Origin of the sequence: Intestinimonas massiliensis (ex Afouda et al. 2020) (genome assembly GCF_900626285.1) — a bacterium.
GTDB lineage: Bacteria > Bacillota > Clostridia > Oscillospirales > Oscillospiraceae > Flavonifractor > Flavonifractor massiliensis_A.
Window position 1 is genome coordinate 492,207 of record NZ_LR131147.1, and the last position, 15,353, is coordinate 507,559.

Sequence of the window (15,353 nt, forward strand, 5' to 3'; positions counted from 1 at the left end):
AAGGAGCCAACAATATGGGCAATAACCCTTTGTCTTATAATCCGCCAGCCCCGCTCCCTGGCCGTTATGTGGCTACTATCATGACAACATATTGTGACGATAGGGGCATCTACATCACATACGACATTGCAACTGGCGATCATGCCGGATGGGCTACGATCACCTATCTCACTACAGGCTACCATCCGCTGCAGCAGCGCATCGACATCGCCCGTGGCCGCCAGGTGCTGGAGTGCCTATGCCATGCTGCTGGTGCCGGATCTGTCAATGACTTAGCTGGCAAGCAGGTAGTAATCGATATGCGATATGATGATCGTCAGTCCGGCAATCCGAATCAGCATAACTACCGTATCTGCCGTACTTATCCAGTTACTACCACCTACATCCACCCTGATGATATCCGGGCAGGAACCGAGCGATGGTCATCTGGCTCTGCTGATACGATCCAGGCAGCTATGATTGCGTATCGCTCTGGCTTGCCTGTGCTCATGGTTGATAAGCAGGAACGACAGTCTCCCATGGTGGATTGGTGTGCCGAGCATAATATCGCTGTCTTACCGGTGTCTTTTCCATCTGGCGACTATACCACCCCTTCCTCAGGAGCCGTTGTCGATCGGAAGCAGGACATCAACGAATTATATAACAACTTTGCGGCCTCCGCCAACATGGCCTCCTACCATACAGCGGCGGCAATTGCAGGAGCAATGAGTAAACGTCTGATCTATGTGGTTGGGACGACACCCGAGGATCAAGTGCAGTGCATCGATGATCTGGCTACCTGGCACGGTACTATCCCTGGTGTCGGCCAAGTGGACGGCAATGCCATGTACCGGCATGTGGCTGCTTACCAGCAGATGTACCCGCATACTGATTTTGTGTTTATCGATAAAAGTTGTCAATGTGAAAAAATTTGGGAAATTCTCAATGAAAGGAGCGCTTAACATGAACATCAATGAAAAGAAGGCCCTGCTCGATCTGTACATCATGCAGCGTGCTCGGGCATCTACCACAGATGCCGTGGCTATGCTTACCTCTGATCAGATGGTCCGGGTTGAAGAAAGCATTAGATCCGCCAGCCCCAACATGACCACCCTGGAACGGGCAGCCCTGCAGGGTAAGTTGGACGGGATGACCGTGGAGGCCATCGCCGAGCAGCTGGGCCGTGGTCGGGGGTATGTGTATCAAGCAATCACTTCGGCGATCAAGCAGATTAATCTGTAGAGAACAAAGAATCTATGAGAAAGGAGTAGCACTATGGCTAAGGCAAAAATTTCAGAAGAGATCATCAATGAATGCAGCACCGCACAGAAGCGAAACGAGTGGCTGACACAGTACAAGGTACACGGATACGGCGACGAGCCCGATACCATGGAGGCGTTTGGGATTCCATTCGAAAAAACTGGAATCATTCCTTTTGGCTTTACCACATCACCATTTGATCCAAAATATGGTCTGAATGAAATTGGACTGGCAAAAATGTTTGCCGACGAACACAAAAATCGTGTGCGTTATTGTACGGAGCAGAAGCGATGGTATATCTTTGATCGCTGTAAAGGCTGGATTGCGGACAAAAACAGCAAAATATTAGATATATACCAGAGCTTTATCCGCAATTTGGCCTATGCATACAGTCTGATTGACAACGATGATTATCGCAAAGCGTTCGGTAAATTTTTGAAATGCACCAGTATTAATGCGTGTGACAATATATTGCGACACGCCGCAAAATACTATCCATTTGATGCGATTGAAATGGACGCTAAGATTGACATTGTGGCCGCTCATAACGGTGTAATCCAGCTGGACCGGGCAAACGGCACATTCGCTTTTCGCTCTTTCCGCCCCGATGATATGACAACCAAGCGGATGTCTGTGACCTATGATCCTGACGCAAAATGTCCAAGATGGGAGCAGTTCGTGGGCGAAGTTATGAATGGTGATACCGAGCTTATCACTTTCCTGCAGATTTTTTTGGGGCAGATGATGTATGGCCGTAACGAGCAAAAGGCATTTGGCATTTTTCTCGGCGTATCGACCAATAACGGCAAGTCGACGCTTGTTGAGGCTCTGAAAGATCTCCTGGGAGATTATGCTGTTTCGGTTTCGGAATCCGTAATTGCCAAAGGTAACAACAACCAGATCAACGAGCTGGAGCAGCTGGCAAAGACGCAGGGTGCACGCATGGTTTCACTGCCCGAGCCACGCCAAAATTTGCAGTTGAACGAGCAGGTTTTGAAATCCTTTACCGGCAACGGATCGATCCATGTGCGCCGCTTGTATCAGGAGGGATTTGACATCCAGCCCGGTGCCACACTTATCATCGATACAAACTATGAGCTGGCACTGCGTGATATGTCTGTTTTTCATCGCAAATCCGTAATTCTTTTTCCCTTTAATGTTTCATTTTCTGAAAATCAAATCGACACTTGTCTTTTTGAAAAATTACGGGCAGAGTCCTCTGGAATTCTTAACTGGATCCTGAAGGGCTGGGAAATGTACTGTGATATTACACCTAATAGCTGTCAGTGGACTTTACCGGCACGGATGCAGCAGGTGATCAACGAGTACGCCCACGACTCAGATATTATTCACCGTTTTATCGAAGAAAACTATCAAATCACTACCAACCGCTCGGACGTAGTCCCCATGCCGGAACTGTATCAACGGTACCGCACCTGGAGCCTGGAAAATGGAGACTCCCCCCGGAGCGCAAAAAATATTAATCCTGAAATCAAACACAAACTCGCTGAACTGCTGGATCTGCCGAAAGATATGCTCCCCGTCCGCAAGACCAATGGGGGCACGATGTGTTACTACGGCCTGCGCCCCCTTCGCATTGGAGAAGAGTCTGTCGTATCTGCAAATTATAATGTGGACACACAGGACACCATCGCCGCATTCCAACGCTACTGTTTCTGCGGCTTTGGTCCCAGTAGTACTGGCACTCCTGTGGCAGATATTATGCGGGGTTTTAGGGCTGCAAATCCAGATTGTAAAATCACTGCACCTGCCTGCATCGGGGTCCTGGAAACCTTAAGCGGACAACCAATCGTCGATGGGAGAGCTATGGTTGAGTCCCGTGAGGCCATGGCACAATACACCATTCACAGCTGCGCTTAAGCCGCAAGGTGATGCATATATGACTCGCAACGATATCGAAACCTACCGCCTGGCCAAGCGTCGCACCTGGCGTTTGCCCAGGCCATCCAGATGGGCCGGCAGCCCCGTCCCCTGCTGGAAGCTGAACTGCATCAACAGGACGAGGCTCTGGCCCCTCTCGGATCTGCCATCTATCGGGCCATTCTCCAGCTGGACAAGCCTACTGCCCAGCTGATCATGGAGCTGCGCTACATCCATTGTCTCACTGTCCGAGAGATCGCTGGGGAAACAGGATATAGTGCATCCGGTGTGCGCAACATCATTAGTCGAGCACTCAAAGAAATCACTAAATCAAATCCATCATGAAAGGAATCTTAGATCCCATGAAGTACAACAACACCAAGAAAACAGTCGATGGGATCACATTTGACTCCATTTTAGAGGCCCGTCGTTATACCGTACTTAAATCCCGCCTGGAAGCCGGCACGATCAGTGATTTGCGACTCCAGCCCCACTACACCATCATGGAGGGATATAAGGATCTCTCCGGCACCTACATCCGCCCCGTACAATACATCGCAGATTTTTCATACATTAATGAAGATGGGAAGAGAATCGTGGAGGACACCAAAGGAGTACGGACCGAGGCGTACGCCATTAAACGCAAACTGGTCCGGGATCGTTTTGAGGTTGATGTCGTAGAGATTACGGCCAAAAATGTGGCGCAGTAACAGGAGATGGCTCAGTTACTGCTCTTTTTGCTCAGCGCAAGGAGCTGAAAATATTCCAGCAGCGCAGTTCTTTTTGTTGGCTTTTTTGAAGTTCGTCGAAGTGAACAAATTTATGGCATAAAAAAAGACCGCCGAGAACAAGTCTCGACGGTCGGTTGCGTTTAGAGTTTAGGCGGGATAGCGAGTGCTCAAGCGGACATTGTGCGACTCCAAGAAGTCTCTGGTGATTTCTCGACCCCAGAGGACTTTGCCAGCGTTATTACCCTCGGCCACGATGATGGAATTGGGCTTCTTTTCCAAGACCACAACGGCATGAGCGGTGCCGTAATCGGTGTCATAGCCGACCTTGTCTCCAACTCGGATGCTGTCAAAGGAATCGTAGTGCGTAACCTTTGCAAACTTGCCAGTGCCTCCATCTCCGAATGCAGCATCCTGACACATCTGCACAAAGGCGGTACATCCACGGCTGTTGATAGGATACAGCTCTCCGGTAGAGAGAGGAGTCCAAATCTGATACAGCTTATCGTCTCCCCAGGGCGTACCATCGGGATACTGAGCTTTGAGAGCAATAATGGCATTGTACACTTCCTGCTCGGTAGGCACATCAGAGGGAGTAGCGGGCTTAGTGGGCTCACTAGGCTGCTCAGGCTCGGTAGGCTTAGTGGTCTCAGTAGGCTGCTCGGGCGCATCGGGGATCTTACCACCGTTGTCAACCAGGTCAGCCATACGGCCAAGTACCACAGCGGCCTGGGCACGGTTCATCAGGCCATCGCCGTTGAACGTACCAGCCTTGTCCACTCCACCGATAATGCCCATAGCGTAGCAGCGCACAACCGCAGTATAGGCACTGGACGTAACAGGGATCTTATCCAGGTCCGGAATGGTATCGGCAACCGCATAGAACGTATCCTGCGGAACCTCAACACCCATCTGATCCATGACCTCAGTCACAACACAGGCCATCTCGGTACGGGTCATAGGACGTTCGGCAACAGCTGCGTCAATATCAGCTGCAAAGTAGGCATCGAACATGTTGTCCACACCCACCTGCATATAGGTTGCATACCACTTGTTGCTATACCACTTGCCAGCATCCGCCTTGTCAGGAATCTGATCGCCGTAGAATGCACGGGCCACCATCGTGTACCACTCGGCCCCCGTTACATCTCCGTTGGGATTGAACTTCCCGTTGCCAATGCCGGCCACCCAGCCTTCGTCTGCTGCACGCTCCACATACTGATAGGCCCAGTGGCTCACAGGGACATCAAGAAAAGAGGGGCCAGCGGCAAAGGCTGAGATAGACAGGGATAGTGTTAGTGATAGAGATAAGATAAGCGATAGCAGTTTCTTCATTTTCTTTCCTCCTCCGGTGGATTAATGTGGCTACAGTATACCACATGACAGTTCTTTAGTACATATTAATTTGTGGTTAGCCCCCATGTTAAATAAAAAGTAACCCCGGGATAATAGTACCAGGTACATATTATCAGGGGGGATTACACCATGCCAAGATCAACACCAACCAGCGAGTCTACTGCCATTGGCATCCGAGTGCAGCAGGAGCGTACCCGCATGGGGCTAACCCGGGAGCAGCTGGCTGAGATGATGGATATGTCGGTGTGGTATATCACGGACATCGAGCGGGGACGCTCCGGCCTGTCTGTCCCCGGACTAATCCAGCTCTGCGAGATTTTTGGGTGCTCGGCTGATTATCTGCTATTTGGCCGGCTGGATTCTGTCAGCATGGCCGCCCGGGTGGACCAGTTACCGCCCGAGCTGAAGAAGCTGGTAGACGATATGCTGGCCAAGCAGATGGAGATCATCGAGGCGGCAAGGGATTTAGTGAAAGACTAAGACTAACCAAAGCCGACACAGCAAATGATGGTGGCAAGGAATCATATGATTGGGCAAAAATAGTTGGGACCCTGAAAAAATCTGCATATGATAAGATAGCCATAGTTGAGGATATCTATCCTATCTCCTTTTTGTGATCCCCCTGTTGAACCCCCGGAGCGAGAAAGTCGCCCGGGGGATTTTTTTGCGCCCATGTTTGGTCCATTGTTTTATGCTGTGTTATATCTTTGGTTTTACCTGATGTTTTATGCTCCGTTTGACCTTTCGTTATATCTTTTGTTATATGCTGTGTTATACCCCCTTGGTATTACTCAATAACATCAACGGGATCACCACCCCCCATCTCAACTCCGTGTCTTATTCTCTCACAATTTCGGGCTATCCGTCTTTTTTGTCTCGAATTTTATATTCTGAATATTGTATAGAGGTGGACAAAAAACATACATCAAACGTACAAGACACGGTCGACTTTACCCCCCAATCATTCCCCTTTTCTTTTCCCCAAGACATGCAGATGAAAAAATGCACATCGTCACATATCCAGGTCTCGAACATGGGGGCGGAAGAGCAGGGCTAGAGCCGGTACCAGGTCCGGAGGATCATTGTACTCAATATCATGATCCCGAGTCTTATCATCCTCGTACCATTTATCGATCACATACCGCCACCAGGACTGCCCATCGTCTACTGTCAATGTCCCCCGGATAGTGTTATCCGGAATTAGAAAGATTGGGTAACAGTTGTCGGCGTATTCCATTGCTCGCATGTCATTAATGGCGATGATCCGAAACGCTCTGAAGCATTGACCATACTCAGTCTCACCATGTACGATCTCCACTGTGCAGCTTCCGATTGTAATGTTCAATTCGTCATAATTAATCTCGGTATCTATAAGCTCTCGGCGCTCAACCTCCCGAATATAGACCTCCGGGGGATAGGGGTACTCCTCAGGTTGCCGCTCCACCGTCGTCAGGATTATCGCCGGCGGAAGGATACGATAGATGATATCTCGCTCAGTCATATGGGCTCGCCCCCTCTGATTGCTTCCAGGGCCATAGCTTGGGTGACCCAGTGCAGGTGCAGCGCCGCTACGATATCCGGCGGATCGTTGCGAGTCGAGTCCTCGGTGGCCGCAAAGATATCCTTATACCAGCGGTCCACCACATAACGATACCGGCCAGCAATGGTATCTACGATCACACAGCCCATTAAGCTGGTGGCCGGAGGAACCAGCGGAGGAATGGGGACAGGGCCGATTTCAGCGGACAAGCCCTCAATTTTTGAAATGTGGTATGCCCGAATATAAGCGTCATCCTCCGTGGTAGCCCAAAGAGTATCAAGGTCACAAGAATCGATGGAGATGTTAGCTCCAAGGACAATGGAGCGGATATCATATATTTTATGGCTTTTAAATTCCAAATCATGAATCTGAATCTCTTCTCGTTCCCCTTGTTCCCCCCGGTAAAGGGTGGTGCGGAGAGCTGCAGGCGGGATCAGATGGGCCCGATAGGTCTCAATCATTTCTCTTGCCTCCTTTGCTGATCATTAATGAGATGAATGTACTTATAGGCTGTGGGACGGCTGACGCTGGCCAACCGAGCCAATTCGGTGAGAGAGAGGTGACCGCCCTGAAATAGCGTATAGTAGCGTAGAAATTGATCAGGAATCCGGTCAAATGTGGTTGCTGGTCGGCCAATCTGCTTGCCCTTGGCCCTGGCATTGACCATGCCACTCCGCACCCGTTGCCGGATCATAGAGAGCTCCAATTGGGAAAAAACGCCCGCAATCTGAAGGAACGCCTCCGTCATAGGATCAGGTGTATCCATCCGGCAGTCCATGGTGATAGAACCTAAGATGATCAAGCACAGATGTTTGTCCCGGATGCAATCGATGACGGTGCACAACTGACGGACTGATCGAGCGCGGCGGGAGACTTCTGAGACAACAATGGTATCGCCCGGCTTTGCGGCTTCCAGCATGGCTCCCTGCTGATCTTTTGTCTCAGCGTCGCCATGCTCATACTCCATCCAGATTCGTTCTGCACCGGCTGCCCGGAGCTCCCGCACTTGGCGATCAATGTCCTGCTTGGAATCAGTTGTCGAGCAGCGGGCGTAGCCATGTATGGTTTCAAGAGGTTCCTTATCCTCTGATGTTGATTTGGCTCGATTTTCAAAGTGCTTCTCCATGTCTCAGATTCACCTGCCATGTTATAACCTTGTACTTTGTGGAGGCGTTGTTTTCTTGAGCTGCATCTCGATTGCCTTGTGAATCTTAGCTCCTATCGCCCGGCACGCCCATTGATAGATACAAGGGCTGACACCCAGAGGCGAAGAAGCAGATGTAAGGGCCATGAGTGCTGAAATTACCCACAGCATGGGCCCAAGATTGAGGTGCTCGTCCAATGGCCCAATAACCTCGTCCACCCAATCAGCCATATCGTCATCGCTGCGTACCCAACTGAGCGTGAGGGCATGGACTCGATAATAGCTATCCATCCAGGTCATTATGGTCTCTCCGTTCTTTGGTCGAGATGGCTCGCAGTCTCTCCATCGCCTCAATCACATCTAGCTCAGACTTATCCTTCGATGCAGTTCGAGCGGGTACCGGGTATATCTCCCGCATCTTGTCATACATATCATCCAGCAGATTATCGAGTCTCCCCCTGATTTCAAGATAAGCCCCAATCGTATTGATCCCATCATCCAGGCACAACGTGTACAGAGCGGCCAGCATGGCTGCCCCATCTTCCATGGCAATCATGTGTGGGGACTCGTCGACGGAGAGGCACAGCACCTCAGCGATGGCATCGGCCTCTTTCTCTTTGGCTTTTTTGTCGCCATTACCTTTTTCCCTTATCTGATCGATAACTTTCTTGTACTTGTTCACATTTACCTCTCTTTCTTCTCGCTACCCTTAGATTGGCAAGTCATCGTCGCCATCGTACATATCTGTATTTGCAATCCAGTCGGGCACTTGATCGATACGAGACTCAAGCGATGCCCTTATGCCACCAAGCGCCGCCTGCAGATCAGGGGTGATGGACCCAACCAGGGATAGTGCCAGATCCCGGTCGGCCCGTCGCATACGATCCCAGCCATCCCAAATGGTACCAATCAGGGTGACCATGGGGATGATGTCATCCGGAGTTTCGATTTTAGCCTGTCTTGCCTGAGCAACAGCTGCTTCAATTAATGACCAGTCATGGCCAGAGAAAGAAGCGGCATCATGGAGACTAAGGCCGTCCGCCAGTGCGTGGATAGATTTGCATACCATATTAGTGCTCCTTTTCGATTGAATTTAAGAGTACCTGCCTGCAGTAAACTGCAAGTTGTCCATTTCCGTTCCTCTTGACTGATTCTTGGATCGTTGCGTACTCTGACTCTGTTAGTAATAAACGAATGCACCGAGTGCGCTCCTTCCCCACTTTTCGCCAGAATGGCTGTATGCCATGTTTGTGGGCCAGACGATCCAATTGTGCTGGACTGACCCCCATCATCTGCGCTAATTCATTCTTTCGATATACAGTGCCTATTTCTGAATAGTAGAGCAGTCGCTCTTTCAGAGTATCATTTTCCGGTAGCCTTTCCCCCAATAAGGTGTTAGCTGTCATTTCCACCATGGCAGCCAGTAATGCATATCGATCAGGAGAGGTGAGCTCCCAGCGAGAAAGCCGGCACAGTATAGCTGGTGACAACTTTGAAAAATATTGCTGGTAAATACTATCACCATATAGTTCCTGCGTTGCTTGTTGGACTTTTTGCACACTAATGGCCTGATGGTCGCTGAGTTTATCTACTCCATAACCTTTGGTCAATAACATGCTATAGAGATTGTTGTAGCCGACTGTTGCTCCGGCTTCTACTGGTAAAGACAAAAAAGCCATCAATAAATCTGTCAACGGATGCATCCAGTGAAATGCTGGCTCCGGATCATCCTCCGAAACACGAACTGAAGAGAGCGGAACATAGACTTCGGAAAGACGTGAAAACTTAACTGGATAGGTGTTAAGGACTATGTGATGCTTTGGACACATCGGCATCAACGGGATTTGGTGTTCACGGTGCCAGTATGGTTCGCCAAAACAATTCATATCATCGCAATAACATTGTGGACAATACTTTAGGCCTTCCTGAACACCCGGCAACTTTGAGTGAATATTGGTGATTCCTGCTCCTTTTCCACTACGAAGCAATTCTAAAGTTTTTTGCTTTTTCGCCGAGTCATAGAAGCGAAGGTAGAATGGTAACAATGTGTGGTTGGCCAACACATCATCTATTGATAGTATTCCAGGCGGAAGTTGAGATAAGATTCTGGCACAATCTCCTCCCGGCATCAAACGTCCATGCACCATGGGTTTCCCGCCATATAACTCCCTAGTGGTTGTAGCATATTTAGGGTATCCACTGCGCACATGATACCGACACAGCACTGAGTACCACCACTCGCCCGGATATGGCACTGGGAAATACGGCAACATATCAGTACGGCAGCACTGCCTGATAATCAGCCTGCGGATCGCCGCACAGGTGCCGGATATCCGTCTCCACGCCAGCTTTGGCTTTATCCAGAGAATCGTAGACCCTCAAAAATATGCCGGCATCAGAAGGATCGTGCATCAATGAGTCTTCGTCGGGGAGAAATTGCCGATCAAAAGTAATGTAGCACTGGATCTGCTGATCCTGCTGGGAGCGCTGATAGACAATGGTGTACTTGTGCGTCTCAATTTCGCCGCCCGGCCGCCGGAGCTGTACCAGAGCACAGTAGCCATCTTCTCTACTTAGCGAGGCTTCGGCGCTGAAAAATATAGGCAGCCAAATGAGAGGAGATTCTTCGGTGGCAAAGATGTTAGTCTCGGCCAGGTTAATGATCTTCGGGCCTTTATCCATTGTTGTTCATCCTTTCTAATAGTTGATGCATAGCCAAAAACTTGATCATCTCTTGTATTCCTTGGTTCCCCCGGAAAGCCACCAGCAAGTCTGCATCATCTCGCTGCGTTGCACGCCGTCCCCGCTTGTTGGCGAATTGGCGAGGCACTTCCTGCGGCTCTGGTGGTACCTCTGGCAGTTCTTTTCCGATTTCAAAATCCGAAATATGAGTGCCGCCAGAGTAGGTCTTAGGTACCTTGATTGCCAAGATGTCGATTGCCCGCTGCATAATTTTTTCGTCGGTTGAGCTTCGGCCGAGGATCAGAGCCTGGGCTTGACTTTCCTGAAAAATTTTGATGATATACGCTGGGATACCGCCAGAAAAATCGTATAGCTTATTGGCCAGCTTGTCCGTTAGCGCAGCGGACTGTGGTGTGTATTGGTAAGGCCAGATGGACCGTAAGAACTCACGGTAGGTTCCGTCCGGCCTGAGAGGAAGCAGGCGGATGCCACGGGTTCGGCGCTTGAGGTGCTCCTGGGCGATGAACAATTCCTCGGCTAATGGGGTGCCGATAAAATATACGGCGGTAGATGTGTCGTTGGTGAGCTCGACTAAAAATTTGATAAGTGGCTTGACCTGACGATTTTTTCGGGCCGTAACCACAGCGTTTTGGATTTCATCGACGATAATAACCCCCACATGATGGGTCATGCATAGGATTTTGACCTGGGTGGCAATGGCGCTGGCCGAAGACGAGCGCAGTGCACTGAGTGAGTCCATATAGCCTGATCCAATCGCTCGATCCAGGGCGGTGATGATGTTATATCCCAGGGTTTTAACGGAGCAGTCCGAAGGACATTCCGCAAGAAGATAGAGCACCTGTTTGCAATAAAACGGCTGTCCTTGGTACTCCGTGTGTTCGATGGTCTGCGGCATCACCGACAGGCACCGTCGGATGGTAGATGTTTTTCCGATACCAGGAACGCCTAAAATTGATCCGCTGTCCGCTTGTGTAGCGTAACTTTGCAGTTCACGGCCGGCGAATATGGCGTTGATCTGCCGGATACCATCTATCATGGTGCGGGTAGTGTAGGTGGTTGCGATAGCCCGGTACAGGGTGTCGTAGATGGCGTACATATAATCCAGGGGCACAAAGAGGGACGATAGCGTCGGGAGCAACCGCCGGCGCTCTTCCAGGGTCATTACCGGCAACTCTTGCGGCAATGGTGGTGAGCTGCCAATTTGCTGCAGGAAGTGGGCCGGCGGCAGCAAGTCTGGCATAGCCGCCAGGAACGGGTTTCCCGCCGGGGCACTATCATAGACGGCACCTACCACCTGACCTTTGGGATATTTGTCCATTGATGTGTGTTTCTCCTTTCTTCTTGTTCTTGAGCAAAAAGTGCTCAATTTCCAAAAGTTCTTGCATTACTTTTTCCTTCAAACTTTTTCAAACACTTTTGCAGATTGAGCACAATCTGCTCAATCCTATCTTTTTAAGCCGACACAAAAAGTCATTGCCTTGGTTGGTCTTGGATTAGGGCACAAAGGTAAAATCTTAAGTAAAAAGTATTTCTTATTTATGAGTTCATATATCTATTTACTTTCCATATAATCTTACCTTTTTACCCTATACAGAAAAAAGATTGTAAAAAGCAAAGAAATATATGGTATATGAAACGATTTTAGCCCCATAAGTTGCATTTACGTCAAGATCCTTAATCCCCCAAATCTACCTTGATCATACCTTTCTACCCTGCAACTTTCTTGTGTTGGCTTAAAACGTCAGGCTTGACCCAAAGCCCCCAAGACGTTTTTCTCACTGCAGGTGCCGGTGTCAAAGAAAAGAGGAGGGGGCAGCCCTCACCAGGCCAGGTGGGAACGTTCAGCTTCCCTGCTTCGCTGAATTTCCTGCCCATTTTGTTCCCCCTGCGCCGCCCCCGAAGCCTGTGCCGCAATATCCCGGATGGCCTGTGTGGCGGCAATGCTGGCAGCCTGCGCCGCCCGCCTGCGTTGTCTAACCTGCTGTTGTAGTGCCTGTTGAGCCATCGCCGCTTCCACAGCACCTGCGCCCTGATAGCGCTGGTCAGCAGGGCCCAGGCGACACGGGTAGTACTGACCATCCAGCACCACATAGATGCAGCTCACGTCGCTGGGGTCATAGGCAATGGTGTAGGTCTCCCCGGGGTGCAGCAGGTCTCGGTCCGACGGCACATACCACATTTTTCTGTGTCGGATTCCTTTGCGTCCCATTTTCACCGTGGTGCGGGGGAGTCCCATACAGGATAGTTCTTCACTATCCACCTGAAGCAAACTGTCTTCCACTTCCAGCCACTGTTGTGCGGGGGTTATGCCAGTAGAAAGCAAGCGCCCGGAATTCAGAAACAGGATTGCATGAACCACAATCGCCGTGAATTCATCCAGCGTTAAAGATGCCTGCGCCCGGTAGTCCACTGCCCATCGCTCCTGCGCATCTTCTTCAATCACACCCCTCCCACGCAGAAGCGGCTTGTATCGTTCCTGGATCAAATCAAAGGCTTTTTCCACCAGGCCCTTGCGGTCCGGGCGATAGGGTGGCAGGTTTTGAATGACTACGCCATATCTCAAAGCAAGTTCTTCCACCCGGTTTCTGCAGAATTCCCGCCCCTTGTCCGTGATGATCTCTCGGGGGATCCCTGTGTTGGGCCACTGCGCTTCCGTAATGCTGATTCCGTAGCGTCGACAGAATTCCACCTTGTCTCCTGTCGCCTGTGCAATACAGGCCATAACCGCAGTTTCTCCGGCATCCAGTCCTACATAGACACCCGCAATCAGCTGTGTCATGGTGTCCACTGCCAGATAGATGTTAGGCCGCCCGATCACGGTGCTGCGGTCCAGGCGGGAGACCAGGTAGATATCAGCCAAAGTAGCGTCCATCTGGTAGCAGCCCAGCCGATCACGCCACCCTGGTCCGCTGCCAAGGGTCAGCCGGTGATCCCGCTGATAAGCCGAGAGGCCTTCTCTGGCAATGATCTTTTGGGGCAGCTGATGGAGTCGATGGTCATAGAAGTAGTGGCGAAATGTATGGTAGCTCGGTGCATCCTCTTTGATTTGGCCTGTATCATCCATGTAATGCTCTAAAATCATCATTTCATAGGTACCACGCAGCGAAAACTGCCGAGAGGAGTAGTAATACCGTTGGATTGCTCGTTCAAACTCCGGATTCCGACGGTGTTCTCTTGGTTTGTTTTCCAGAATCACTCCCGATGAAATGTATCGGAAGTAGAGCCGCAGCACAGTGCGCACTGTTACGCCATTTGCATCAGCAATCTCCTGTGCCTTTCTACGTCTTGCTTTGGGGGCGCAGATGTATTGATCGTCAGCAACCAGCGGTTCGATCATTCGCAGACGTCTGACTTGTGCTTCACTCATAGTGCCATGGGTCTTGATTGCTTGTACAAACCCTTCCGGAGCAGGTATAGCGGTATATGCTGTGAGATTGGCTGCCGAAACAAAGAAGGGTTCCCTTGCCAGTGCGTAGGCAATCAGCCATGCCCCGTCTGCTGTTTCCAGCAAAACCCGGTAGATATCGCCAGTGTACTCAACAAAGCGACTGATCATAGGCCTCTACCAGCTTTCCTTCACCTCCATACACATACACCCGCCAGTCCGTCGCCCCAGCAGTTAGCCAGTAGCGGCGTGAGAATTCCAGTTTCTCGATAAACGCACGTCGTTTGAACTGCTCCAGAGTGCAAATTTCCCGGACTCCTGTGTTACCATCCGCCAAATGGAGGACAAAATCGCTGGCCCATTGGATTTGAAAATACTCCGCCCGGATGTCCACAGGGGACACATGGGGGTAGTGGTCCATTTGCAGAGGTACACAGGAGTCATAGGACGCCACCCAGGGCTGCTCCTCCAAGTACCGGGCGAACTCCTGAGCCACAGGCGTATGGACAGTCATCATAGCGTTGTTTTTGGGACTGTAAAACTTGATGTCCCTGGTTTTTGTGCCGGCTTTCTCCATGGGATTAAGACCTCCTTCATTTTTAAATTTTGTGGTAATAGAGACTCAAATGGCTAAATCTCCTTGGTTCTATCAGACCACCAACCGCCCCCAGATCGTATCGCCATCGATGGGGCCAAATGAGCGGGAGTCCCGGGAGTTTTCCCGGTTATCGCCCAGCACATAGTACTCTCCGGGTCCCAAGGTAAGAGGAGTGCCCCAATGGTCTACTGTGTCCCCAGGCCCAGCCATGATCCGTTTGATGTAGGAGTCCTTCTGACTAGGCCGCTGGAATGCCACGATGTCTCCGATTTTCGGATCCTGGACAGGTACAAGGATATGGATACTGTGATCTTCCAGAGTTGGCTGCATGGACGGACCGATCACCATAGCTACTCGCACACCACTAATTATGATGATGTAGGCGAAGGCAAGAGTGATGGCCAACTCCACATAATCACGTACTGTGCATCGATCATCACCGATTCGCTTCATTTGATTTCACCTCCTCTTCATAAATTACAGATTCGCAAAAAGCAATTAGCCAGGAAATCCAGCAAGCCACTGTCAGTATCCCGGCAACGGCCAGACCCCGCAGATCATAGCGGATGATGACATACAGCAGCACTGTCATCCAGATTACGGCCATGGTTGGCTGCATCTCATAGCCTGTCACATAGCGCATCAGCCACACAGGGCAGGGGACATAGGTCTCATGGATAGGCAGGGCGACAAAGAAATCTGTAAGTAAAGTAATTCCAAGGGCAAGAATAAGCGCCACAAGGTTATTAGAAGATATCGTTAGCATTCAAAACACCTCC

20 protein-coding genes are annotated in these 15,353 nt (G+C 50.4%); 6 read left to right on the forward strand and 14 right to left on the reverse strand.

The annotated features are described in order from the left end of the window. The first annotated feature begins 14 nt into the window (after positions 1-14). From E0E41_RS02625 to E0E41_RS02645, 5 genes are all read left to right on the forward strand, one after another. Positions 15-941, forward strand: a complete 927-nt coding sequence (locus tag E0E41_RS02625; RefSeq protein WP_130868587.1) for a hypothetical protein — start codon at positions 15-17, stop codon at positions 939-941. Further along, positions 925-1,221 (forward strand): hypothetical protein, encoded by a 297-nt coding sequence (locus tag E0E41_RS02630; RefSeq protein ID WP_130868588.1) that lies wholly within the window; start codon positions 925-927, stop codon positions 1,219-1,221. The genes E0E41_RS02625 and E0E41_RS02630 overlap by 17 nt, the downstream gene beginning before the upstream one ends. Before the next feature lie 33 nt (positions 1,222-1,254). Next, a complete protein-coding gene (locus tag E0E41_RS02635) occupies positions 1,255-3,120 on the forward strand; it encodes a DNA primase family protein (protein ID WP_130868589.1) in 1,866 nt (621 codons plus the stop codon). Positions 3,121-3,210: 90 nt separating this feature from the next. Beyond that, a complete protein-coding gene (locus tag E0E41_RS19230) occupies positions 3,211-3,465 on the forward strand; it encodes an RNA polymerase sigma factor (protein ID WP_130868590.1) in 255 nt (84 codons plus the stop codon). A gap of 17 nt (positions 3,466-3,482) precedes the next feature. Next, positions 3,483-3,830, forward strand: coding sequence for a DUF1064 domain-containing protein (locus E0E41_RS02645; protein ID WP_165450490.1), 348 nt, complete (start codon positions 3,483-3,485; stop codon positions 3,828-3,830). 168 nt (positions 3,831-3,998) lie between these two features. Here E0E41_RS02645 and E0E41_RS02650 read toward each other — a convergent pair whose 3' ends face one another. Further along, on the reverse strand, positions 3,999-5,183 hold the full coding sequence (locus E0E41_RS02650; RefSeq protein WP_130868592.1) for an S-layer homology domain-containing protein: 1,185 nt from the start codon (positions 5,181-5,183) through the stop codon (positions 3,999-4,001). A 150-nt stretch (positions 5,184-5,333) separates the two neighbouring features. Here E0E41_RS02650 and E0E41_RS02655 point away from each other — a divergent pair, with 150 nt between their 5' ends. Continuing rightward, complete coding sequence (locus tag E0E41_RS02655; RefSeq protein ID WP_130868593.1) at positions 5,334-5,684, forward strand: helix-turn-helix domain-containing protein; 351 nt, start codon at positions 5,334-5,336, stop codon at positions 5,682-5,684. A gap of 532 nt (positions 5,685-6,216) precedes the next feature. Here E0E41_RS02655 and E0E41_RS02660 read toward each other — a convergent pair. The 13 genes from E0E41_RS02660 to E0E41_RS02720 all read right to left on the reverse strand — a co-directional run bounded on the left by E0E41_RS02660 (position 6,217) and on the right by E0E41_RS02720 (position 15,340). Next, positions 6,217-6,705 (reverse strand): hypothetical protein, encoded by a 489-nt coding sequence (locus E0E41_RS02660; protein WP_130868594.1) that lies wholly within the window; start codon positions 6,703-6,705, stop codon positions 6,217-6,219. After that, positions 6,702-7,205: a hypothetical protein gene (locus E0E41_RS02665; RefSeq protein WP_130868595.1), complete on the reverse strand. Its 504-nt coding sequence runs from the start codon at positions 7,203-7,205 to the stop codon at positions 6,702-6,704. Before E0E41_RS02665 ends, E0E41_RS02660 begins: the two co-directional genes overlap by 4 nt. Then, entirely contained in the window at positions 7,202-7,870 is a 669-nt protein-coding gene (locus E0E41_RS02670) for a recombinase family protein (protein ID WP_130868596.1), read from the reverse strand. Before E0E41_RS02670 ends, E0E41_RS02665 begins: the two co-directional genes overlap by 4 nt. Positions 7,871-7,891: 21 nt before the next feature. Beyond that, positions 7,892-8,188: a hypothetical protein gene (locus E0E41_RS02675; RefSeq protein ID WP_130868597.1), complete on the reverse strand. Its 297-nt coding sequence runs from the start codon at positions 8,186-8,188 to the stop codon at positions 7,892-7,894. Then, positions 8,172-8,570, reverse strand: coding sequence for a hypothetical protein (locus E0E41_RS02680; RefSeq protein ID WP_130868598.1), 399 nt, complete (start codon positions 8,568-8,570; stop codon positions 8,172-8,174). The genes E0E41_RS02675 and E0E41_RS02680 overlap by 17 nt, the downstream gene beginning before the upstream one ends. A gap of 27 nt (positions 8,571-8,597) precedes the next feature. Next, positions 8,598-8,957, reverse strand: coding sequence for a hypothetical protein (locus tag E0E41_RS02685; protein WP_130868599.1), 360 nt, complete (start codon positions 8,955-8,957; stop codon positions 8,598-8,600). A 1-nt stretch (position 8,958) separates the two neighbouring features. Next, positions 8,959-10,161, reverse strand: coding sequence for a TniQ family protein (locus E0E41_RS02690; RefSeq protein WP_130868600.1), 1,203 nt, complete (start codon positions 10,159-10,161; stop codon positions 8,959-8,961). Between the two features lies 1 nt (position 10,162). Next, positions 10,163-10,570: a hypothetical protein gene (locus tag E0E41_RS02695; protein ID WP_130868601.1), complete on the reverse strand. Its 408-nt coding sequence runs from the start codon at positions 10,568-10,570 to the stop codon at positions 10,163-10,165. Beyond that, a complete protein-coding gene (locus tag E0E41_RS02700) occupies positions 10,563-11,909 on the reverse strand; it encodes an AAA family ATPase (RefSeq protein WP_130868602.1) in 1,347 nt (448 codons plus the stop codon). Before E0E41_RS02700 ends, E0E41_RS02695 begins: the two co-directional genes overlap by 8 nt. 501 nt (positions 11,910-12,410) lie before the next feature. Further along, positions 12,411-14,147, reverse strand: a complete 1,737-nt coding sequence (locus tag E0E41_RS02705) for a transposase family protein (protein WP_242623663.1) — start codon at positions 14,145-14,147, stop codon at positions 12,411-12,413. After that, positions 14,128-14,553: a hypothetical protein gene (locus E0E41_RS02710; RefSeq protein ID WP_130868603.1), complete on the reverse strand. Its 426-nt coding sequence runs from the start codon at positions 14,551-14,553 to the stop codon at positions 14,128-14,130. Before E0E41_RS02710 ends, E0E41_RS02705 begins: the two co-directional genes overlap by 20 nt. 72 nt (positions 14,554-14,625) lie before the next feature. Next, on the reverse strand, positions 14,626-15,027 hold the full coding sequence (lepB, locus tag E0E41_RS02715; RefSeq protein ID WP_130868604.1) for a signal peptidase I: 402 nt from the start codon (positions 15,025-15,027) through the stop codon (positions 14,626-14,628). Then, entirely contained in the window at positions 15,011-15,340 is a 330-nt protein-coding gene (locus tag E0E41_RS02720; RefSeq protein ID WP_130868605.1) for a hypothetical protein, read from the reverse strand. The genes lepB and E0E41_RS02720 overlap by 17 nt, the downstream gene beginning before the upstream one ends. Positions 15,341-15,353 lie beyond the last annotated feature (13 nt).